This window comes from Roseburia sp. (genome assembly GCF_041325975.1).
Classification (GTDB): Bacteria; Bacillota; Clostridia; order Lachnospirales; family Lachnospiraceae; genus Roseburia; species Roseburia rectibacter.
This window is the reverse complement of sequence record NZ_JBGLEJ010000005.1, coordinates 1,184,741-1,208,630: the sequence shown is the minus strand read 5'-3', so window position 1 is coordinate 1,208,630 and position 23,890 is coordinate 1,184,741. Positions and strand designations below refer to the sequence as shown.

General features: G+C 40.9%; 19 protein-coding genes and 1 pseudogene. All 20 read left to right on the top strand.

What is annotated here, in order from left to right; translation table 11 throughout:
• The 20 genes and pseudogenes from ACDD58_RS16830 to ACDD58_RS16735 all read left to right on the top strand — a co-directional run bounded on the left by ACDD58_RS16830 (nt 1) and on the right by ACDD58_RS16735 (nt 23,887).
• Complete coding sequence (locus tag ACDD58_RS16830; protein ID WP_370778479.1) at nt 1–636, top strand: GDSL-type esterase/lipase family protein; 636 nt, start codon at nt 1–3, stop codon at nt 634–636.
• Nucleotides 637–896: 260 nt separating this feature from the next.
• On the top strand, nt 897–4,814 hold the full coding sequence (locus ACDD58_RS16825; protein WP_370778478.1) for an HAD-IA family hydrolase: 3,918 nt from the start codon (nt 897–899) through the stop codon (nt 4,812–4,814).
• A 253-nt stretch (nt 4,815–5,067) separates the two neighbouring features.
• The gene (locus ACDD58_RS16820) at nt 5,068–5,898 is read left to right on the top strand and encodes an AIM24 family protein (RefSeq protein ID WP_370778477.1); all 831 of its coding nucleotides are present in this window, start codon (nt 5,068–5,070) and stop codon (nt 5,896–5,898) included.
• A gap of 17 nt (nt 5,899–5,915) precedes the next feature.
• Nucleotides 5,916–6,155: pseudogene (locus tag ACDD58_RS16815) on the top strand (DUF3990 domain-containing protein); the annotation flags it as partial.
• Nucleotides 6,136–6,573 carry a hypothetical protein gene (locus tag ACDD58_RS16810; protein ID WP_015560286.1) on the top strand — a complete coding sequence of 146 codons (438 nt, stop codon included), beginning with the start codon at nt 6,136–6,138 and terminating at the stop codon, nt 6,571–6,573. The pseudogene ACDD58_RS16815 and the gene ACDD58_RS16810, both read left to right, overlap by 20 nt.
• A 487-nt stretch (nt 6,574–7,060) precedes the next feature.
• Nucleotides 7,061–7,504 carry a tyrosine-type recombinase/integrase gene (locus ACDD58_RS16805; protein ID WP_370778476.1) on the top strand — a complete coding sequence of 148 codons (444 nt, stop codon included), beginning with the start codon at nt 7,061–7,063 and terminating at the stop codon, nt 7,502–7,504.
• 24 nt (nt 7,505–7,528) lie between these two features.
• Nucleotides 7,529–7,807 carry a hypothetical protein gene (locus ACDD58_RS16800; protein WP_015520244.1) on the top strand — a complete coding sequence of 93 codons (279 nt, stop codon included), beginning with the start codon at nt 7,529–7,531 and terminating at the stop codon, nt 7,805–7,807.
• 453 nt (nt 7,808–8,260) lie between these two features.
• Complete coding sequence (locus ACDD58_RS16795) at nt 8,261–11,002, top strand: M64 family metallopeptidase (protein ID WP_370778475.1); 2,742 nt, start codon at nt 8,261–8,263, stop codon at nt 11,000–11,002.
• 172 nt (nt 11,003–11,174) lie between these two features.
• Entirely contained in the window at nt 11,175–12,173 is a 999-nt protein-coding gene (locus tag ACDD58_RS16790; RefSeq protein WP_370778474.1) for a helix-turn-helix domain-containing protein, read from the top strand.
• Nucleotides 12,174–12,230: 57 nt separating this feature from the next.
• Complete coding sequence (locus ACDD58_RS16785; RefSeq protein ID WP_117919431.1) at nt 12,231–13,160, top strand: ketopantoate reductase family protein; 930 nt, start codon at nt 12,231–12,233, stop codon at nt 13,158–13,160.
• Between the two features lie 150 nt (nt 13,161–13,310).
• The gene (locus ACDD58_RS16780; RefSeq protein WP_370778473.1) at nt 13,311–13,472 is read left to right on the top strand and encodes a hypothetical protein; all 162 of its coding nucleotides are present in this window, start codon (nt 13,311–13,313) and stop codon (nt 13,470–13,472) included.
• Nucleotides 13,473–13,565: 93 nt separating this feature from the next.
• Nucleotides 13,566–15,071: a transcription termination factor Rho gene (rho, locus tag ACDD58_RS16775; protein ID WP_015520251.1), complete on the top strand. Its 1,506-nt coding sequence runs from the start codon at nt 13,566–13,568 to the stop codon at nt 15,069–15,071.
• 158 nt (nt 15,072–15,229) lie between these two features.
• On the top strand, nt 15,230–15,433 hold the full coding sequence (rpmE, locus tag ACDD58_RS16770; protein WP_006859131.1) for a 50S ribosomal protein L31: 204 nt from the start codon (nt 15,230–15,232) through the stop codon (nt 15,431–15,433).
• A 75-nt stretch (nt 15,434–15,508) separates the two neighbouring features.
• On the top strand, nt 15,509–16,489 hold the full coding sequence (locus ACDD58_RS16765) for a DUF1385 domain-containing protein (RefSeq protein WP_117919427.1): 981 nt from the start codon (nt 15,509–15,511) through the stop codon (nt 16,487–16,489).
• Nucleotides 16,467–17,294 (top strand): peptide chain release factor N(5)-glutamine methyltransferase, encoded by an 828-nt coding sequence (prmC, locus tag ACDD58_RS16760; protein WP_117919425.1) that lies wholly within the window; start codon nt 16,467–16,469, stop codon nt 17,292–17,294. The genes ACDD58_RS16765 and prmC overlap by 23 nt, the downstream gene beginning before the upstream one ends.
• An 89-nt stretch (nt 17,295–17,383) precedes the next feature.
• Complete coding sequence (gene prfA / locus ACDD58_RS16755; protein WP_006859129.1) at nt 17,384–18,457, top strand: peptide chain release factor 1; 1,074 nt, start codon at nt 17,384–17,386, stop codon at nt 18,455–18,457.
• Between the two features lie 307 nt (nt 18,458–18,764).
• On the top strand, nt 18,765–19,466 hold the full coding sequence (locus ACDD58_RS16750; RefSeq protein WP_370778472.1) for a hypothetical protein: 702 nt from the start codon (nt 18,765–18,767) through the stop codon (nt 19,464–19,466).
• A 146-nt stretch (nt 19,467–19,612) separates the two neighbouring features.
• Nucleotides 19,613–21,049 carry an RNA-binding domain-containing protein gene (locus ACDD58_RS16745; protein WP_370778471.1) on the top strand — a complete coding sequence of 479 codons (1,437 nt, stop codon included), beginning with the start codon at nt 19,613–19,615 and terminating at the stop codon, nt 21,047–21,049.
• Nucleotides 21,050–21,276: 227 nt separating this feature from the next.
• Nucleotides 21,277–22,965, top strand: coding sequence for a glutamine--tRNA ligase/YqeY domain fusion protein (locus tag ACDD58_RS16740; RefSeq protein ID WP_370778470.1), 1,689 nt, complete (start codon nt 21,277–21,279; stop codon nt 22,963–22,965).
• A 70-nt stretch (nt 22,966–23,035) separates the two neighbouring features.
• Entirely contained in the window at nt 23,036–23,887 is an 852-nt protein-coding gene (locus tag ACDD58_RS16735) for a DUF2225 domain-containing protein (RefSeq protein WP_117919421.1), read from the top strand.
• The last annotated feature ends 3 nt before the right edge of the window (nt 23,888–23,890 follow it).

The following is a 23,890-nucleotide window of genomic DNA, read 5'->3' as shown; positions in this document are numbered from 1 at the left end:
ATGACGAAGGAAGAAAAAATTGTACGTTACAGAAAATTGAATCAGAAAGTGGTACCGGGGGAAATTGTATGCGCAGGTTCCTCACTGATGGAGATGTTTCCGGTCGAAAAATTTATTGACGAAGACCATCTGGATATCACGGTCTATAACCGTGGAATCGGCGGTTTTATCACAGACGAACTGCTTGAAAATGTAGATGTCTGCATTCTGGATCTGAAACCGTCCCGTCTTTTTATCAATATCGGGACAAATGATCTGAGTGATCCTGCGATATCCATAGACCGGATGATCGCAAACTATGACAGGATTCTCGCTATCGTGGAAGAGAAACTGCCTGACATTGAGATCTATATGATGGCATATTATCCGATTAATTATGAGGCAGCAGCCGAGGAGATGAAACCATGTCTGCGTGTCCGCACGAACGGGAAAATTGCGATGGCAAATAAGGCAGTGCAGGAGCTTGCGGAAAGACATCATGCAAAATATATAGATATCAATGATCCGTTAAAAGACCGGGATGGAAATCTCAAAGCAGAGTATACGATTGAGGGAATGCATATCAAGGAAGAAGGCTACCGTGCGATCTTTGATCTGTTTATGGGGTATGCAAAAGAGCCACGATGGAACGTCTGAAATATAGTTTGTCTTGTATGCAGGTCATAAAGATGCATAGTCTTTTGCTTCCTCTGTGACAGTTTCGTATGCGAAAAGAATCATTTTCAAAAGATTTTGGCTCTGCCATCCGTCAGAATGTATCAGCCATTCGAAATAGCGTTGTCGTGTGAAAATAAATGTGTTAAAATATTCTAATTCACGACAATAGTTCTGGCAGGGATTTATGCAGCCGGTTGTTGCACAATTGAGGTAATGGTTCGGGATAGAAGAGGAAAAGCATGAATACAAAAAACATAAAAGCCGTAATTTTTGATATGGACGGCACACTGATCGATACGGAAAAATATTACCGCATGTTCTGGCCAAAGGCACTGGCGCATTTTGGGTATGAAATGACGGATGAACAGGCACTTACCATGCGGTCGCTTGGGCAGCCGTATGCACCACAGCATTTAAAAGAAATGTTTCATGATCCGGATCTGGATTATACGGCGATACGAAATTATCGCAAGCAGATCATGGGAGAGTGTCTGAAAAAAAATGGAATTGAGATCAAAAAAGGTGCAATCGAACTTCTTGATTATTTAAAGGCACAGGGTATTCGCCGTGCAATCGCGACGGCGACAGATCAGGTGCGTACGGAACAGTATTTAAAGCAGCTTGGTCTTTACGGTTATTTTGATCAGATCATCTGTGCAACGATGGTGGAACATGGAAAGCCTTCACCGGATATCTATCAGTATGCATGCAGACAGCTTGCACTTTTGCCGAATGAATGTATGGCGGTTGAGGATTCCCCAAACGGTGTATGCAGTGCTTATGGTGCAGGCTGTAATGTTGTGATGGTACCGGATCAGACCGAACCGGATGAGACACTGCGTGGGAAACTGGCAGCGAGGGTGGATTCGTTAGATGAGATCATAAAGCTGTTTGAGAAATTCCCCGGTCTGACAAAGGAAGACGAGGAGCATCAGCTCAGTAAAATCATAGAGATCGCGCAGGATAATTTAGATCATGCGAAAGAAGATATCCGGAAAATTAATGAAGATCTTGCCGATCTCCTCGAAGTCTACGATGCAAAGGATAAGGAAGGACTGGCACTCTGGAACAATGCGACTGCGAGATTAAAAGAGGAAGAACGGGAACTGGTGCGCTATGAAAAGGCACGTAAGAAGCCATATTTTGGGCGCATTGATTTCAGGGATCCAAAGGCGAAAGCGGATGAGACTTTTTATATTGGAAGAGTCGGCATCACGGACAGCAGCTCTGATCCGGTCGTGCTCGACTGGAGAGCACCGATCGCATCAGTATACTATGAGAGCAGGATGGGAACATGCCAGTATACCGTGAGCTCTGAGAGGACATTTGAGATTGATCTGAAACGCAAGCGCACTTACGAGATTGAAAATGACCGGTTAAAAGATTTCTTTGATTCGGATGTGGTCGCCAACGATGAACTGCTGACAAAATACCTTGCCAAAAATAAAAAGGCAGTTTTGGGCGAGATCATTGCGACGATCCAGAAAGAGCAGAACCTCATTATCCGCCGTTCGCCGAAAACGAACATCATTGTGCAGGGTGTCGCCGGTTCCGGAAAAACGACAGTGGCGATGCACCGTATTTCCTATATTCTATATAATTATAAAGATGATTTCCGCCCGGAGGACTTTTATATTATAGGAAGCAACCGGATTCTTTTGAATTATATCACAAGTGTTCTGCCGGAACTTGATGTGTATGGAATCCGTCAGATGACGATGGAGCAGCTTTTCATCCGCCTTTTGTATGAGGATTGGGGCGAGACGCGGTTTTCTTACCACAATATCGACAAGACAGATGCAAAAAACAGCATCAGGGGCGGCACGGCGTGGTTTCTGGATTTAGAAAAATTCTGCCAGAACTATGAGAATCAGTCGATCGCAAAAGAAGACATTTATATGGAAAAGACTGGAAATCTCCTGTTATCAAAGGAGCAGATCGGACGTTATTTAAAAAATAATCCGAAAGTTTCCATGCAGAGCAAGATACTCATGTTAAATGAGATTTTGTATGCAAAATATGAAAATGAGGTTTCCGGGAAGTCCGTGACTTTTCCGCCAAAAGAGAAAAAGATTTTAGACAAAAAGTACGCGTCTTATTTTGGGGATGGAAAATGGAGAGAATCTGTATTTACTTTTTACAGAGAATTTTTACTTGCGCAGCAGGAGGCAGGAAAAGAAGTCGATGTGCCGGAAAACTCGTTTGATGTCTATGATCTTGCGGCACTTGCATATATTTACAAGAGGATCAAAGAGACGGATCCGGTGCGTGAGGCGAGCCATGTAGTGATTGATGAGGCGCAGGACTTTGGCATGATGTCATACAGATGCCTGCATTACTGTCTGTATGACTGTACTTACACGATCATGGGTGATACATCCCAGAATATTCATTTTGAGTATGGTTTAAACGACTGGGAAGAGTTGAAAAAACTGATTTTGACAGGGACATTTGATGCGTTCGGACTTCTTAGGAAAAGTTACCGCAACACGGTGGAAATTTCTGGGTTTGCAAATGAAATTCTGCGTCATGGAGATTTTTCCATTTATCCGGTAGAGCCGATTATCCGTCACGGAAATCCGGTGCAGACGGTGGCATGTCCGGATGAAAATCAATTGCTGGCAGATACCGTCACCACGATCAAAAAATGGCAGCAGGACGGTTATGAGACGATCGCTGTGATCTGTCGTGATGAGGCGGAAGCGGCACAGGCTGCGGAAGAACTAAAGAAATATGTAAAAATTGCAGAATCAGATCTGGAAAAAGCCGAGTTCGGGGATGGCGTCATGGTGCTTCCTGTCTCCTACACGAAAGGACTTGAATTTGATGCTGTGCTGCTGTTTGATCCGACACAGGAAAAATACCCGTCGGATAACGGGCATGTCAAACTTCTGTATGTGGCTGCGACCCGCGCACTGCATGAACTTGTGGTTTTGCACCGTGGAAAGCTGACCGGGATCCTTGCCGACAAAGTCCCGGAAGGAAAACATATGAAAGAGTTTGCGGCAGAAACCTTGACAAAAGCAGCGGAATTTGAACGGGTGCAGCACACGGAAAAAGAGATCGAACAGCAGCGCAGGATCGAGGGCGCAAAGGATATGGCAGAGCGCGAGTATATCGGTCCGAAGCGCATTGTCATTAAAACGCAGGGGAAAGAGAATGAGGCTGAGACAAGAGGAAAAACATTGACAGGGCAAATTATCCCAAATGTCATGTCAAGACAGTCCAATGGTACAGTTCAGATACCGAATAGCACAGCCATAAACAGATACCAGGAACCTGAGCGGGCAAAAATGTCCATGCCGGCAGGGCAAAATATGGCATCTGCCTATAAGAGAGCTGTGGCAGCGCCAGTCAGAAAAGCAGCAGACAACTCTGGAAAAAACGAAAAAAATCATACGGAGGAAATCATTATCTCTCCATATGAATTTGGCGCGATACCGGACAATGCGATCCTCCGTGTCAAAGGTCATTCCCGAAACAATTTTGTCATCAAATGGATCAAAAAGACAAAAAGCTATGTGGAACTTTCCAGCATGTACGGACTTTTACGCATCACACCGATCACACCGGAGGTGATCCGGGTCAGTTTCGTGAAGGGTGTCACGGAAAAAATTGGCGATACTGCATGGAAAGGAAAGGCGGATACAGTGTTTCCGTGGAGTGCGCAAGAATCCAAAACGGTCGTAGAGATTGCAACGGAAAAAGTTACTGTGCGTATTGCAAAAAATAATGGTGCGGTTTGCTTTTATAATGAGAAAAAACAGTTGCTGCTTGCCGAAAAAGCCGAAGAACCAAGGCTCCAGGAAGGAGCCTGTAACTGGACTTTTTTTGACTGGGAAAAGTCCGAACATTTGAAAGCAAAGGGACTGCTTGCCGCTGATTTTATGGATGTGACAGCAAAAGCAAAATACATTTCCTATGGTGGGAAAAAGTTAAGAATGCCGCTTATTTTATCAGAGAAAGGATACGGGCTTGCCATTGCATCGAAAGGAACTGTGCTGTTTTGTGGGATACGGACTTTTGGACCTTATATCATGGCAGAGGGGAGTCAGAGCGATTATTATTTTATCAGCGAAAAGAACCGTGAAAAATTGGTTGAGATCTACCAGAAAACATTGACTTTACGCTACTGTTCACAGGCAGGCATTTTCTGAACTGAAAATGCCGTATGATACAGTGGTGGCAGCAGATTTTGCCGATTTGGAATGCGAAGCATCGGCAAAATCCGTTACTGGAACGAGGTACGAGTGAACAGTAACGACTTTACAACTGAAGATTTAAACATGATACGGATATTGATTGAATCAGAAAAGCGGTTTGTTTTATAATGGAGCGGATAAGAAAGAATAGGAGATCAGTGTGCAAAACTTGTTTTCATTAGAAAGCAGCGCAGGAAAGGGAGTTTAAATGAATATAAAAAATTTAGAAAACAACGCAAGAAAATATGTGAGCAGTCTTGGAAATTTTCATGTATTAGAGTATCAGTCAGACGCCTCCGTTGCGCCGGAAAATGCGAGAAATGAGTACTTTATGAGTAAAATGGGTGTCCGCAGGCGCCAGATTGTCATTGAATTAAACGGAAAAGAGTCTGCCATTATCCAGGCGGGCAGCATGCAGTGGATGGCAGGTCATGTGAAAGCAACCACAGGGATCAAGGGAGTCGGTGATTTTGTCGGCAAGATGGTCAAAGGTGCGATCACAAAGGAGACAGCAGTCAAACCGGAATACGTCGGCAACGGCATTCTGGTGTTAGAACCTACCTATAAATATCTGATCTTAGTGGATGTCGGATCCTGGGGTGAAAAGGGCATGACAATCGAGGATGGCATATTTTATGCCTGTTCCGGAACCGTAAAAAATAAGCTGACGGCGCGGAAAACAATCTCATCGACCGTGCTTGGCAAAGAAGGATTTTTCAACTTAAGTCTGGTCGGGGAAGGTGTCGCAGCATTGGAGAGTAACGTGCCGTATGAAGAACTGATTGAGGTGGAACTTGACAATGATGAATTAAAAATTGACGGAAATCTTGCAGTCTGCTGGTCCTCTGGTCTGGAATTTACTGTGGAGAGATCGACGAAAACGCTTGTGGGTTCGGCAGTCAGCGGCGAAGGACTCGTCAATGTGTACCGCGGAACCGGAAAAGTGCTCATGAGCCCGATCGCACCGACGGCGTCACTCTATGAGGCAACACATACGGTGGAGGCAAAGCCGGGAGTGGAGATGCATGAGGCGGAGTAGAAGAAAGAGTAGACATTATGGCGAAAAGGACAGTTTATCATGGCGGTTATACACCCGTTGAAAACCCGGAAATCTGCGTAGGACGCAACACAAAAGATTTTGGCGTTGGTTTTTATTGCACGATCATAAAAGAACAGGCGCAGAGATGGGCAAGACGCTATGATGCAAAAATTGTGTTGATTTATGACGTGCGTTTAAATCAGGATTTAAACATCAAAGAATTTCGTGAGATGACAGATGAATGGCTGGATTTTATTTTTTGTATGTGGTCTGATTGGTTATATTGCAAGAAAAACAAAAAATAAGAGAACTGATATTGTAAACTGGCTTGGTAAAGACTGGCTGCAGAAAATCTATGATCTGGCAGATGTTTATCATTGTGACAATATTGACAGGGTATGCGAAGATTTTATAGAAGAAGCGAAAATCCCAGATGGAATATTTGACAATGTAGCGGATTGCCGATATGCGATACCTTCTCATTGGGATATTGCAAAAGTATATAAACGTTTGATCAAACAGGTGGCACAGGAAAAACAAATTGGTATCGTGGATGCGCTGATAAAAGTATATAATTCTTTTCTCAGTGCAAAGATTGATGATTATAACAGCAGCCTTTATTATGAAAATCCATCTTATTTGCTGGAGTGCTACTTGGAAAATACAATTCTATAAATTAAATTTGGATAGTAACGTCGATCTGAAGAAAACGCTAGAATAAAATGAGCAAATTATATATAAAGGATATTTTATTCGTTGTATATATGTGTTGACTGCTAATGTGAATATTAATGTAATGCGAGTGGAATCCAGAGAAGCAACGGGTGGACACGGAGTACCTGAAGATAAAATTCGTTCCAGATATACGAAAGCATTAAAACTTATTCCTGAATTAGTTGAGATAGCAGATGTAATGCATATCTATGATAATACGTCTGTTCCATATAGAATTTTTAAGAAGAGAAAAACAGAATATTTTGTATAGGCAAATGATAATTGGGATGAAGAAGCAATAAAAAAATTAGTTGGCTTAAAATGATGTAGAACCTATGTGATTTTTAAAATTGCATAGGTTTGTTTTATAAAATTGTAAAACGAAAAAAGAAAATTTTGACAGTTATGTTGGGGCAGGATGTTGGTATGAAAGGAATAGAGTACCAACATGGATGAAAAATTAGTATGCATATTAAATGAAATGGAAGATTTTTTGAGCATTGCACAGATGAAAAAATTACAGGAAGTGCTGCTTAAAAATTTATCCAGTGAAGCACCGCAGAGAGAGCAGACATCTAATGAAACATATTTAAATATTAATAGCTGTCATGACGATAATCCTGCATTATTTACAACTTTAGATGCTCCATATGACAGATTAAAAATCAGCGGTGTGGAAATCCGGGTTCGTGAGCTTGGCAGAAAAATAAGCATGGAGAGAATACATCCGCACAAGTTCCGGCGAACGATGGCAACGAGGGCGATTGATAAGGGAATGCCGATAGAACAGGTACAGAAAATTTTGGGACATTCTCAGATAGACACGACAATGCAGTATGCAATCGTAAACCAGAATAATGTGAAAGCGTCGCATCGAAAGTATATTGCATAGACTTGTGAATGAAGGAAAGTTTAGATGAAAAACTGGATTGAAACTTACCAATTAGAAAATGGCGATTTTGATATTTCGGATGTGAATAAAGAATTAGTGAGCCAGATCCCGTCAGCAATACAGATGGGGAAAGTATATCAGCGATTGATTGTTGATACGGCTCTTTGGAATGAAAATTATGTTGATGAAATATATAGGGTTTATAATAGTGATATTTGTGATATAATAGATAATTATAATTGTAGTGCATATTATGAACCATCCTATATTATTGCCAGAGCATATCAAAAGGGTGGGTTTTAAGGGAATAAATAAGGCTTTTTATCTTACAATCTGATCCCATAAATTCAAGTTTATCGACGAAATGAGCATAATTAAAAATAGAATATATGTTTGACATAAAAGCGGTGGAATGTTAATATAATATCAAAAGGTGCTACCGATAGACGGTTAGCCCTGTAGATAATTGGTAAAAAATAACCGCTTGGTCTGGCAGGACATGGGGCGGTTATTTTTGTGTTTTGTCATTGCTCTTAGAACCAACGGTATAACCAAGATTAAAACAGGTAATGCATAAGCTGATAATGGCTATAAAAAGTTCCGTTGTAAGCATAAGAAAATCCTCCTTTTGCAGATTAATATGGATTCGGCAAGAAAGATTATGAGCATTGTGGACAGCATCAAGCGCAATTCCGAGGAAACTGCGTAAAAAATCTGATAGCAAAGAGAAAACTTATTCAACAAAAGGTGAAGTATATGAAAAGAAAAACAAAACGAATACAAGCAGTATGTATCTATATGATGTTATTATTATTGTTGCTTTTGCCACAAACAGCAATGGCAAAAAATACAGAAAAATCCAAAACCACATTTCCGGTACAGGTAATTCATAAGACTGGTGATGATAAAGAAAACTTTGTGATCGTGATCATGGGAGATGGCTATACCGCCGGTCAGCAGGATCAGTTTTTGGAAGATGCCACCCAAAAGGCGCGTGGAATGCTGACATGGTCACCATATAGGGAATATTCTGACCGTATTAATATTTACGCTGTGCAGGCAGTTTCTAACGAGTCAGGCATTGGAGTGTATGGCGGCAAGAGTCCGGATACATATTTTCATGTCAAAGTATATGGAAAGGCAGCCGGATTTACCAATGGCGGGGATGAAAGGGCGAAAGCGTTAAGAACGGAACTGGAAGAAAATTATCTGGATGAAGGCGCAAATGTTGGAACGATTCATATACTTTGTAATGATACAGGAAGCTATGGTGCATCAGTAAATCCATTATTTTCTTTTTCTACAAATTCTGAGGATAATAGTGATGGAATGGTTATGGCTCACGAGACTGCCCATAGTATAGGCGGACTCGGCGATGAATATGAGAGATATACCAACAAACCAAATATGTCCGACACTACTGATCCGGAGAAAATCAAATGGAGCAAAATGTTAGGATTTCGCGGGATCGGAATCACGAATGCGGGAACGGATACCGCATTTGCGCCCAGTCGTGAATGTATGATGCGGTGGCTCGGACAGCCGTTTTGTGAGGTCTGCAAAATGGAACTGGCAAGAAAGCTGAATAACACGGATTATGTCAGTAAACCGGCGGCTCTTTATATCAGTGATCCTGAAGTTTCTATTCCTCATAACAAAACCGCGACACTTGACAGAGACAGTGAAAAATACAGAATTACCGAGTCTAATATCACAAAAGCCAATGATCATGATTTGGAATTTCGCACGGTTGTACAAAATATGGTGAATAAAGAACAGCATCTTAAGATGAGTTTTCGCATTATCGGCGCAGATGGAATAACGGTAAAATATAGTGCAGAAAAAGAATTTACCATCCAAGCCCTTACAAATTTCTATGACCCGGATGCTGCAAGAGAGTCTCTTTCCGTTGTACTTAATGATGTGTATGGTCTGACAAACGGTGACAGACTGGATGGAAAAATCGTGGACATGGATACACAGGAAGTTTTAGCGACAGATAAAACAGGTAATCAGGCATGGAGTACCGTCAACATTCATTACCGGTTAAAGAACGAAGACGGAACAGAAACAGATATTCCGAATACAAAAGCATCGATTGTCCATGTACCACGCAATTCTACATATACCTTAAGAAATCCTGAGTTATCCGGTTATGCCTGTGTGGGAAACAGTGTGGATCAGGATAAGATGACGATCACGGAAGACAGCATGGACATTGTTTATTATTATCAGGAGAACAATGATTCCTCCGGAGACGAAGATCAGGAGATAGCAGAGTGTACGACAAGACCGGTTACAGTGCCGTATGATTCAAACAGGCATACATTTGACATTAGACCAGGGGAGGGTGTGAATCTTCGATACAGTATGAAGGAGGACGGACCTTATACAATAGAAGAACTTCCGACTTATACAGACGTAGGTAAATATACAATTTATTTTGAAGCATCTTCTGATTCTGCAAAATCCTGTTATGGGCAGGCATCTTTGGAAATTACAAAGGCTGTTACAGAACTAAAGCTTCTTGCAACGCCCGCAGGATCAGAGGGTGCTGGCAGCGTAACACTTAAAGTTATAAAACAGGGAATCAGCGCAGATGAACCGGTGGATATTACTTGCAATGATTCCAGCATTACACTGGTTAAGAATGAAAATGATCAGTGGACGGTATCACTTCCGAACAAGACAAAGACGTATCTATTTACTGCCAGATATAACGGTAATGCAAACTATGCGGGGAGTGAAGCTGCCTGTCAGGTTACTGTGAAAGAAAAGAAGTCACAAACTTGGGGAGGGACATTGATTCCGCCGGAAAAACCGACACCAGAAGAACCAACCCCGGAGAAACCGGCACCGGAGAAACCGACCCCGGAGAAACCAACACCAGAAAAACCAGCACCGGAGAAGCCGAATCCGGGAGAAACAGAAGTGGTTCCAAATGTAACACCTGTGCCAGAACTTGAAAGCAAGACAGATAAAACAATAAAGAATAAGACCGTCACAATAAAATGTAAATCCAGGAAAGGGAAAAAACAGGTTTTAAAACTTGATAAATCAACGATTAATTACCTTATCAAAAAAGAGGCAAAAGCACTGCAATTGGAATTTGGAAATGTTGCAGTTATCATGGACCGCAATGCCTTAAAAGAAATAAAAAAACAGATGAATTCAGATGTGTATTTTCATGTTAAGAAATTAGATAAACGCATTCTTTCTTCAAAGGCAGGTAAAATTGTCAAAAAACGTCCAATGTATGAAATTTCGGTTACAGGTGCAAAGAAAAAAACGTTAGGAAAATTGAAAAAGGGAAAGGTTACCGTAAAGATCCATTATAAGATTTCTAAGAAAGAAAAAAAGAAAGATCTTTTTGCATACACCATCAGCAAAAAAGGAAATGTCAAAAAGATTTCAAAATCTTATTATGATTCTAAGAAACAGACAGTGAACTTTACAACAAAGAGCTTTTCTAAATTTGCAGTGGGCGGTCGTTTGTGAGAGTGATAAAAAGTTCCTGGATCGAAAAATACAGGAAAATGCCTAAATTGCGGGAATTGCAACCATCAATTGACAGATTGACAGGCACATTTGGTAGCCTGCAACCGGTCAAAATGGGTATGATGGAGGCGTAACAAAGATCACATCATTGAAAAAGAAAAGAGGATGAGTTATGATTTTAGCTGAAAAAATTATGGAAGAGCGAAAAAAGAACGGATGGTCGCAGGAAGAACTGGCAGAGAAACTTTCTGTCTCCAGACAGGCGGTGTCAAAATGGGAGAGTGCCCAGTCAATACCGGATCTTCAGAGGGTGATCCAGCTGTCAGAAATTTTTGGGGTGAGTACAGACTACCTTTTAAAAGATGAATGTGAGGCACCGCAGCCCATTGAGGGAGTGGAACCTTCCGACAAAGATTTCCCATTAAAAAAGGTTTCGGTGGAAGATGCAAATGATTTTATGGAAGTCCGGAAGAAAAATGCACCGAAGATCGCAGCTGCAGTTGCATCCTGCATCGCCAGTCCGTCAGTTCTGATATTTTTGGCAGGATTATCGGAGGCGCAGATTGGAAATATTTCCGAGGGTGTGGCTGCATCGGTTGGACTGGTATGCCTGCTTGGATTTGTGGCGGCAGCGGTATTTACATTTATTTCCTGTGGTATGCAGACAAAAAGATTTGAGTTTCTGGAAAACGAATGTTTTGAAACCGCCTATGGGGTAGAAGGGCTTGCAAAGGAAAAATTAAAAAATTATGAGGGAACATTTACCAGAGGAATCGCCGTTGGCGTGGTGCTCTGCATCGTTGCGGCAATCCCGCTTTTGGTGGCAGCCTGTATGGATGCGCCGGATGTTGTATGTACCAGCTTTGTATCGCTGCTTTTAATTCTGGTAGCATGTGGCGTGTATATGATAATCCGTGTCGGTATGATAAAAGGAAGTTATGATATTCTTTTGCAGGAGGGAGATTATACTATTTCAGAAAAGAAACTGAAAAAGAAGTCAGATGCATTTAGCGGAGCTTACTGGTGTATTGCCACTGCAATTTATCTGGGATGGAGTTTCTGGACAATGCGTTGGGATTTTACATGGATCATCTGGCCGGTGGCAGGAGTACTTTTTGCTGCAGCATCAGGTATTTTCCGTGCAGTCATGCAAAATGAAAAGAAAAAATAGAATGAAAAGAGACTGCGTGTAAAAAATAAGATTTTTCACACGCGGGAATGGAGTAAAATGAAATATCAGTCAGTTGCAATACTTGGAGCAGGAGCAGTAGGTTCCTACATCATCTGGGGACTTACCCAAAAGAAAGATATTGATCTGTGTGTGGTTGCGTCAGGAGAACGCAGAGCACGTTATGAAAAAGAAGGATTTTTTATCAATGATAAAAGATACGATCCAGTCATAAAAACACCTGAGGAGGCACACGGCGTAGATCTTTTGATCGTAGCAATGAAATACAATGCACTCCGCCCGGCATTAAAGGATATCCGGACGGTGGTGGGAGAGAAAACAACCGTTATCAGCCTGATGAACGGCGTGGACAGTGAGGAGATCATCTCAGAGGTGATCTCTTCTGATAAAATCGTACATTCACTGATCAAAGTGGCATCGGAGAGAGATGGCAACCATGTAAAATTTGAGCCGGAGACAACGATCGGCATTATCTACGGGGAAGCAGATCTTAGCAGAGGGACAGAGAGAGTTGAAGCATTAAATGATCTTTTTGTGGATACAGGGCTTCATTACAGGGCAACTGATGTGATCCTTACGGAAATCTGGAGCAAATTCCGGCTCAATGTGCCAAATAATCAGGCGCAGGCTATGGTTGGCTGTGGCGTCGGAGCCTATAAAGACAGCGAACATATGGCATTTTTGCGGGACAGACTCAGGGAGGAAGTGGATCTGATCGCAAAGGCAAAAGGAATTGATTTTGACAAATCGGATACATCCTCAACCTTTGGCAGCAAAGTCATGGACCGCGCTAGATATTCCACGCTTCAGGATCTTGATGCAAAGCGTCACACAGAGGTAGATATGTTTGCCGGTGCAGTCGTTCGTATGGGGAGAGAGTTAGGCATTCCTACACCGTATAATGAGTTTACTTATCATATGATCAAAGCCTTAGAAGAAAAGAACGACGGGAAATTTGATTACAAATAAGAAAACAGAATGGGAATAAAGTCAAATTGCGGTGCAGTGCTGCATTTCTTACAGCTTTCATTTTGATGTCATCTGCCTGTGTAAATGGATTAATCTACAATAAAGAGGTATTTGACAAAGCCGGTTTTACAGACACGCCGAAATCGATCGATGAGTTTCTGGGCATTAAAGGCAGATTTTACTGTTTCCGGTTATTACAGTGTATATTATTATATGCAGGAACAGGAATTTGAACATTTTCGTAGTATCCGCTTTTTTGCGATTAGGGAGAAAAATCAAGAATTAGGACTTCCTATTTGGAAAAAGATGTAGTATAATAGCCACATCGAAAAATTCAATTGTCACATCAGACATCATTTCCGCAGACGATTCCAACAGGTGAAAGAAAAAGTAAGGAGTTTATGAATGAGAGAAAAATATGAGAGTTTATCATTAGTCGTTTTGCGTGATCTGGCAAAGGCACGGGGACTGAAGAATATTTCTTCCATGAAGAAGAGCGATTTGGTCAATCGTATGCTTGAAGAAGATGCACGCAAACAAAAAGAGACGGAGAGTATGCAGACGCAGGAAGAGCGCGGGGAGCGTGTGAAAGCAAAAGAGGGCACAGAGCGTTCGAAAGATCATGCACAGCCGAAAGAATATTCCAGAAAAAGAACAGAATATGTACCAAGGGAACGCGGAACAGATGCAGATCGTCAGACAAAAGAAAAGGCAGAAGAGCCGGTAGAAACACAGGAAAATCAGACGGCATCTGCAGCGGCAGATGATACCATGATGAGTCTTGACAGTGGAATTACGGCAAATGGTATTTTAGAGGTTATGCCGGATGGATACGGATTTATCCGCTGTGAGAATTATCTTCCGGGTGAGCATGATGTGTATGTTTCACCATCACAGATCCGAAAGTTTAATTTAAAAACGGGAGATATTGTCTGTGGTAATACAAGAATCAAGACACAGCAGGAAAAGTTTTCGGCACTTTTATATGTGACTACAATTAACGGCTATCACCCGAGTGTAGCCCAGAAGAGAAAAAGTTTTGAAGATCTGACACCGATTTTTCCGAATGAGAGGATACGTTTAGAACGCCCGGGATGCAGTGTTGCGATGCGTATTGTAGATCTTGTTTCCCCGATCGGTAAGGGACAGCGTGGTATGATCGTTTCCCAGCCTAAGGCAGGAAAAACAACACTTTTAAAAGAAATCGCCAAATCAGTAACATCAGGAAATCCGAATATGCACCTGATCATCCTTCTGATTGATGAGAGACCAGAGGAGGTTACGGATATCAAGGAAGCGATTGAAGGTGATAATGTAGAAGTTATTTATTCTACATTTGATGAACTTCCGGAACATCATAAACGTGTATCGGAAATGGTACTTGGACGTGCAAAACGTCTGGTAGAACACGGCAAAGATGTCATGATCCTTCTTGACAGTATCACAAGGCTTGCAAGGGCATATAACCTTACGGTTCCACCAAGTGGACGTACCTTATCCGGAGGTCTTGATCCGGCGGCACTCCATATGCCAAAAAGATTCTTTGGTGCAGCGAGAAACATGCGTGAGGGAGGAAGTCTTACAATCCTTGCGACAGCGCTGGTTGATACCGGAAGCAAGATGGATGATGTTGTATTTGAGGAATTTAAGGGAACCGGTAACATGGAACTCGTGCTCGACAGAAAACTTTCGGAAAAGCGTGTATTTCCGGCAATCGATATCGTGAAATCGGGAACCAGAAGAGAAGATCTGCTGCTTGATTCCGAAGAACAGGAAGCAGTTGACATCATGCGGAAGGCAATCAATGGAATGCGCAAAGATGATGCCGTGGAGAATATTTTGAATATGTTTGCACGCACCAAAAATAATCGCGAATATATTAATATGGTAAAAAAGAACAGAATTATTTAAAAATATCTTGATTTTTTTGAAATCATATGTTACACTGATTAAGCTGTTTATCGGGACTTTCCTTTGGAGTAAGTACCATATGCGGATCGGGCATACGGGTATAAAAGGATTGAACAGGCGAAACTAAATAACGATAAGAACATAAAGAGGTGAAAATCATGAGAGAAGGAATCCATCCAGATTACTATCAGGCAACAGTTACATGTAACTGCGGTAACACATTCGTAACAGGTTCTACAAAAGAGGATATCCACGTAGAAATTTGTTCCAAATGCCATCCGTTCTACACAGGACAGCAGAAATCTGCAAGAACTGACGGACGTATCGATAAGTTCAACAAGAAGTACGGCATTAACAAATAGTACGCAAGTGAACATGGTTAAAGATAAGGTTGAGGTTTATTTAATCTCAACCTTTTTTTAGAGCAGAGGATTAGTATGAGGTATTCCGGTATTGGCGGGCAGGCAGTCATGGAAGGCGTAATGATGAAAAACCAGGAAAAATACGCCGTAGCTGTCAGAAAGCCTGATGGGGAAATCACACTTAAGATTTCCGAATATAAAGGTATAATAAAAAATAAGAAAATCAGAAACATGCCGATCTTACGCGGTGTGTTCAGTTTTATAGAGTCGTTGTATTTAGGCGTTTCAACATTGACATTTTCCGCTTCTTTTTTTGAGGAAGAGGAGCCGGAGCATGAAAAGAAGCAAACAAAAAAACGTGAAAAAAAGGCATTGACAGAAGAGCAGCAGAAAAGACAGGATAGCCTGATGATGGGTGGTACGGTTGCATTTTCCATCGTGCTGGCGGTTGCGATTTTTATGATCCTTCCGTATTATATATCTGTGTTTTTCCAGAAATTTACAGATTCCTATATGCTGATTGCTGTATTAGAAGGGATTATCCGCCTGGCGATCTTTATCGGGTATGTGGCAGCAATTTCATTGATGCCTGACATAAAAAGAGTTTATATGTATCATGGTGCGGAGCATAAGTGTATTAACTGTATTGAGCATGGAATGGATCTTACCGTTGAGAATGTGAGAAAAAGTTCCAGATTACATAAGCGTTGTGGAACCAGTTTCCTGTTGATCGTTATGATCATCAGTATTTTCTTTTTCATGTTTATCCATGTGGATTCGAGAGTATTAAGACTGGTACTTCGTCTTGTGCTGATCCCTGTGATCGCGGGGGTATCTTATGAATTTATAAGACTGGCAGGACGCAGTGATAATGCAGTTGTCAATCTGCTCAGCAAACCGGGACTTCTGTTGCAGCATATTACAACGAAAGAACCGGAGGATGACATGATCGAGGTGGGTATGGCATCTGTTGAGGCTGTGTTTGACTGGAAGGCTTATGTGAAAGAAATAAAGCAAGAGGACAGTAAGGAACATGACATATCGGGAAGCAATTAATCTCGGTGAGAAAGTCTTAAATATGGCAGATGTGGCAGATGCAAAAATTGATGCATGGCTGCTGTTAGAGATGGTCTGTAAGATTGACCGCAGTTTTTATTATCTGCATATGGAGGACGAGGTCGCTGAGGAACAGTTAAGTGAATATGAGATTGCATTGCGCAAACGTGCAGAACATGTGCCGTTACAATATATTGTCGGTGAGGCTGAATTTATGGGATTGAAATTTAAAGTCAATTCCAATGTGCTTATTCCAAGGCAGGATACGGAAACTTTAGTGGAAGAAGCATTAAAAGTTGTAAAACCGGGAATGAATGTGCTTGACATGTGTACCGGTTCCGGCTGTATTATTGTCAGTATTGTGCATAATATACCGGAGGTGGAGGGAACAGCGACGGATATTTCCAAACAGGCGCTTCTTGTGGCGAAAGAAAATGCAAAGCTGAATCAGGTTTCGGTTACATTTGAACGCAGTGATCTGTTTGATAATGTGACAGGAACTTATGATGTGATCGTATCAAATCCACCTTATATAAGAACAGAAGAAGTACTTAAACTTATGCCGGAAGTACGGGATTTTGAACCGATGGAGGCATTGGATGGCAAAGAAGATGGTTTATATTTTTACCGGAAGATCATGGAGAAATGTCCATCGTATTTAAAACCGGAAGGGCACATTCTGTTCGAGATCGGTTATGACCAAGGCGAGGCGGTATCCGGGCTTTTAAGAGAGGCGGGATTTAAGAATGTGGCGGTCATCAAAGATTTAGCACAAAATGACCGTGTTGTGACAGGAATGCTTTAGCGTGGAATGTGGTGTGTTTGTTAGAAAGATGGTATGTGAAAACAGGGAATGTGTAAAGGTATTCTTTGATACACAGGAATGGAGGATTTATGTTTGATAAATTAGAGGATTTACTGATCCGTTTTGAAGAATTAATGAGTGAGTTAAGTGAGCCGGATGTTGCAAATGATCCGGTGCGTTTCCGTAAGCTGATGAAGGAGCAGAGTGACCTGACTCCGATCGTAAATGCATACAAGGAATATAAACAGTGCAAACAGAACATCGAGGATTCCCTTGCTTTACTTGAGGAAGAGTCTGATGAGGAGATGCGCGAGCTTGCGAAAGAAGAGTTAAACGATTCTAAGGCAAGAGTGGAAGAGTTGGAAAAAGAGTTAAAGATCTTATTACTCCCGAAAGACCCGAACGATGACAAGAACGTTATCGTTGAGATCCGCGCAGGCGCCGGCGGTGACGAGGCTGCTTTATTTGCGGCTGAAATTTATCGTATGTATCTGCATTATGCGGAGAGCAGAAACTGGAAGACGGAGATCATGGAGGCAGATGAAACCGGCATCGGCGGTATGAAGAGCGTTACTTTTATGCTGAGCGGTCAGGGTGCTTATTCTGTTATGAAGTATGAGTCCGGTGTACACCGTGTACAGCGTGTCCCGGAGACAGAGTCCGGCGGACGTATCCATACTTCCACCATCACAGTTGCCGTGATGCCGGAGGCCGAGGAAGTGGATGTACAGATCGATGACAAAGATATCCGTATCGATGTCTGCCGTGCATCCGGTGCCGGTGGACAGTGTGTCAACACGACAGACTCTGCCGTGCGTCTGACACATATCCCAACCGGAATCGTGATCTACAGCCAGACAGAAAAATCACAGATCCAGAACAAGGCAAAGGCATTTGCCCTGCTGCGTACCAAATTATACGACTTAGAGCAGCAGAAAGCCCACGATGCGGAAGCAGAGCTTCGTAAGAGCCAGGTCGGAACAGGAGACCGTTCTGAGAAGATCCGTACCTACAACTTCCCACAGGGACGTGTGACAGATCACAGGATCAACCTCACACTTTACAAACTTGATAAGATCATGAACGGAGATATCCAGGAGATCATTGATGCCTGTATCGCAGCAGACCAGGCGGCGAAACTTGCGAAGATGAATGAGAATTAAGGATAGATGTTGTAAATATAGTTGGTATTTTTCACCAGTTAGAGAATTATCAGAGTAAATTATAATATGATTAGAGTGGAGCAGAGTCAGTCGGAAGGCTGGCTCTGATTTTTGCCCTTTTTTGCAGACTGGTGTGAATAACGGTGTAGTTTATGTAACTTTCTACGAAGATTTCATTGTTTCTGATGTTTAAATGGAAAATGTAAAAATGTTCTTGATATGAGAACTGGAGTATGATATTTTATAAATAGAACGTGCGTTCGTGTTCGAGAATAGGGGAAACATAATTGACGAGTGGGGGAAGATAATGAAAATTGAAAACATTATGAAAATGTTAGAAGTGTTTTGGCCAATTGCTATTGCAATTTATGGTTTTTTTATTTACAAATTTATTCCATATATGAAAACAAAAATTTTTATAAATGAATATCATAATTTTGAAGTATCATTTTTTTTGATGGAATACGAATTAGTAGGAACTATTGTAGCACAGGTATTGGTTATATTTTTAATTGTAGCATTTGGAAAATCGACGTGGTCTAATATTATAATAAATGAATATTTTTTTGCTTTAAGTGTCATTGGATTAATATATAGTTTTGGTATAAGTTTAATTGTAAAATTAAAAACAAAAAAACAAAAAAAGAAATATGTCGTCAATATGTTTTTTGGAATAGTGGTTTACTTTGTAATTTCAATGCAAGGTTTAGCAATCTTAAAAAATTTATATAACAAACAGTATGATAGAGATATTTATTTTGTAGTTATTAGTTGCATTATTCTTCAAGTTTTGGCAAATATTAAGGCTGAAAAAGTACGGAATGTAAAGTATATAGTTATAACACAAAAAGAAACATATAAAACATTATTTGAACCAGTAAAAAGAGGAAAGTATTATTTTATAAGGATTACAGATAAAAATGAAGTTGAGAAGAAAAGAGTACAGATAGCAGAAGAAAGAATTGAGAAAATAGAGTATATTATTGAAAAAGTAGAAGAGCATGAATAATAGAATGGTAACAAAAACATAGTGAAATTGAATGATATAGACTATGTAGAGATATCAGATATATTAGGAGAAGTTATGATACTATTAGCTAAATGATTTAAGGAAAGTCAGTGTAATGGATTTGGTCTTGGAAAGGTGGTATGCGTATGACAGCAGACGAGTTGAAAAAGATAATTCAGTCCGGCGAAAAAATAGATGTGGAATTCAAACAGTCAGAAAATGATCTGACAAAGGATGTGTATCAATCGGTCTGTTCGTTTAATAACCGCAATGGAGGACATATTGTTCTTGGTGTAGTTGATAAGACAAAAGAGATTCGGGGTGTTAATTTCCAAAAAGTAGATAAGATACTCAAAGATTTTACGACATCTATTAATAATGCAAATAAGCTGAATCCACCGATGTATCTTACACCAGAGGTTTTTGAGATAGATGGAAAGATACTTGTCTATATCTGGGTGCCTGAGGGAACACAGCTTAGACGTTTGAATGGCAGAATCTGGGATAGAACACATGAAGGTGATATTGATATAACAGACAATGCAGAATTAGTGTATAAGATGTATGCGAGAAAGCAGAGCACTTATTTTGTGAATAAAGTTTATCCAAGACTTGGACTGGAGTATCTTGATCTTGACGTGATCCGAAGAGCGAAGCAGATGGCACTTTCAAGAGTAGACAATCACCCATGGGCAAATATGGATGAGAAAGAAATACTTAGAAGCACAGGACTTATTCTGACTGACCCGGATACGGGAAAGGAAGGAATAACACTTGCTGCGATTCTATTATTTGGAAAAGATAATACGATTATGTCTGTGTTGCCACAATATAAGACAGACGCTATTTATCGTGTGAAAAATCTGGACCGCTATGATGACCGCGAAGTTATTATCACGAATTTAATAGATAGCTACCGCAGATTGGTGGATTTTGGAAAAAAACATTTGAATGATACTTTTGTGTTGGATGGAGATCAGAGCGTGAGTGCTAGAGATAAGATTTTGCGTGAAATTATATCAAATATTCTGGCACATCGGGATTATTCCAATGCATATACGGCACAATTTGTGATTGAAAGTAACCGAATCTATACGAAAAACAGTAATCTTCCACATGGTCATGGAGAACTGAAATTGAATCAGTTTGAGCCATTTCCAAAGAACCCGCCGATTTCGAAAGTGTTCCGGGAAATTGGATATGCGGATGAATTGGGCTCTGGGATGAGAAATACGAATAAATATACGAAATTATACTCTGGTGGAACCCCCATTTTTTTTGAAGACAATATTTTTCAAATAGTGATACCGATGGAATCCGTTGCTGATTTGCAAGTTGGACCAGACAACGTTAAAAAGGTGACTGAAAAGGTGACTGAAAAGGTGACTGAAAAGGTGACTGAAAAAGAGCAGGAGATTCTTGCATTGCTATTAGAGAATGCAAATTATACCATGCCTCAACTTGCAGAAAAATTAAAGATAAGCAGAAAAACAATAGCGGTGCGGTTGAAGTCATTGAAGGAAAAAAATGTGATAGAACGAGTGGGATCAGACAGAAAAGGTTATTGGAAAATAAATAAATGATACAGAAAAGTTTATATCAGGGGAACGAATCGAACAAAAAAATATTTTCTTACCCAAAACCGCTAATTCATGCTATATTATACTTGCACCCAGACGGTGTATCATGTATGATATAATGAGTGTAAGTGAGTCAACATATTTGAATGATTGACGAGCGGCGAATGTTGATCATGTGCTGATTTTGCACATGATATAGCATGAGTTGTTATATGAGGAGGACAGACATCATGGAGAACGAGAATGTCTCAAAGAATTTTATCGAACAGTTTATAGATCAGGATATAGAGGAAGGACATTGCAAAACTGTCCATACAAGATTTCCACCGGAGCCGAACGGATATCTTCATATCGGACATGCCAAGTCCATACTTTTAAATTCTGGACTTGCACAGAAATATAATGGAAAATTCAATTTACGATTTGATGATACGAATCCGACCAAAGAAAAATCGGAGTTCGTGGAAGCAATTAAAGAAGATATCAAATGGCTTGGTGCAGACTGGGAGGACAGACTGTTTTTCGCATCCGATTATTTTGACCAGATGTATGAAGCAGCAGTAAAGCTGATCAAAAAAGGAAAAGCATATGTTTCTGATCTGAGTGCAGATGAGATCCGTGAGTACCGTGGTACTCTGACAGAGCCTGGAAAAGAAGATCCGGCGAGCACAAGAAGCGTGGAAGAGAATCTTGCTTTATTTGAAGATATGAAAAACGGTAAATTTGCTGACGGAGAGAAAGTGCTCCGTGCAAGGATCGATATGACATCTTCAAATATCAATATGAGAGATCCGGTTATTTACCGTGTGGCACATATGACACATCACAGAACCGGAGATAAATGGTGCATCTATCCAATGTATGATTTTGCACATCCATTAGAGGATGCGATCGAGGGAATTACCCATTCTATCTGTACACTGGAATTTGAGGATCACAGACCTCTTTACAACTGGGTAATTGATGAAGTCGGCAAGGACATGATCCCTGACAAGGATGAGATGCCTCCAAGACAGATCGAGTTTGCAAAATTATATCTGACAAATGTTGTAACCGGAAAAAGATATATCAAACGTCTTGTAGAGGAAGGTATCGTAGACGGCTGGGATGATCCGCGTCTTGTATCGATCGCAGCACTCCGCAGAAGAGGATTTACACCGGAATCTTTAAAAATGTTCGTAGAACTCTGTGGTATTTCCAAGGCAAACAGTTCCGTGGATTATGCAATGTTAGAATACTGCATCCGTGAGGATCTAAAGATGAAACGTCCGCGTATGATGGCAATCTTAGATCCGGTCAAAGTGGTGATCGATAACTACCCGGAGGGAGAGACAGAGTATCTTGAGGTAGTTAATAACCTTGAGAACGAGGAACTTGGTGTGCGTAAAGTTCCATTTTCACGCGAACTTTATATTGACCGTGAAGATTTTATGGAGGAGCCGCCAAAGAAATATTTCCGTATGTTCCCAGGCAACGAAGTGCGCCTGATGAATGCATATTTCGTGACATGCAACAGTTTTGTGAAAGATGAAAATGGAGTGGTAACTGAGATACACTGTACTTACGATCCGGCTTCAAAAGGTGGAAACAGCCCGGACGGACGTAAAGTAAAAGGAACGATCCAGTGGGTATCGGCAGCACAGGCAGTTCCGGCTGAAATCCGTCTCTATGAAAATATTGTGGATGAGGAAAAAGGCGTGTATAATGAAGACGGAAGTCTGAATCTGAATCCGAATTCCCTTACGATTTTGAAAAACTGTGTTGTTGAGGAAAACTTAAAAGATGCAAAAGCATATGACAGTTTCCAGTTTGTAAGACAGGGATTTTTCTGTGTGGATGCAAAGGATTCAACCGCAGATCATCTGGTATTTAACAGAATTGTGTCATTAAAGAGCTCATTTAAATTACCTAATGCATAAGCATTAGCTGCACCGGGATGGTGTATTTGCACCCGGAAACGGGCGTATCAGGAAAGGATATGAAATACATATGAATTTATTTGCAGGATTGGAAAAATTTGGTATCAAAGCGGATAACACAACGGATCTGTTTGAAGAAGAGAAAAAGCCGGCAGCATCTGCTAATGGAGGAAAAACAGAAGCTGCTCCGACAGAAGACAGTTTTCTGTTAGACAAAGCGATCCGCTGTACTGTATGTGATAAGGTATTTAAGACCAAAATGATTAAAAACGGACGAATCAAACGATTAGAGCCGGATCTGGATCTGCGTCCACGTTTTGAATATATTGATACATTAAAATATGATGTGGCATCCTGCCCGTATTGCGGATATACAGCGATGAACCGCTATTTTGAGCATGTAACATCAGGACAGATCAAACTGGTCAAAGAACAGGTTTGTGCGAACTTCAAACCAAGTGGTTCTGATGAACCAATGGTTTTAGACTATGACCAGGCGATTGAGCGTTATAAACTGGCACTGTTTAACACGATCGTGAAAAAAGGAAAGACGAGTGAGAAAGCATATACCTGTCTGAAACTTTCCTGGCTGTATCGTGGAAAAGGGGAAGAGTTAAAAGGAACTGATCCTGAAACATTAGGGAAGAAAAAAGAGGTAAAAGAGCAGGAAGAAGCATTTTACCAGCAGGCATATGAAGGCTTTATGAAAGCAATGTCTACAGAGATGTTCCCGATGTGTGGAATGGATCAGTGTACCGTAGATTATCTTCTTGCAGCAATGGCATATCATTTTAAAAAATATGATGTGGCATCTAAGTGTATTTCAAGGATTCAGGCTGCGCCTTCCGCATCAAAGAAGATGAAAGACCGCGCATATGATTTAAAAGAAAAGATCGTTGCAGAAATCAAAAAAAGCAAATAGGCA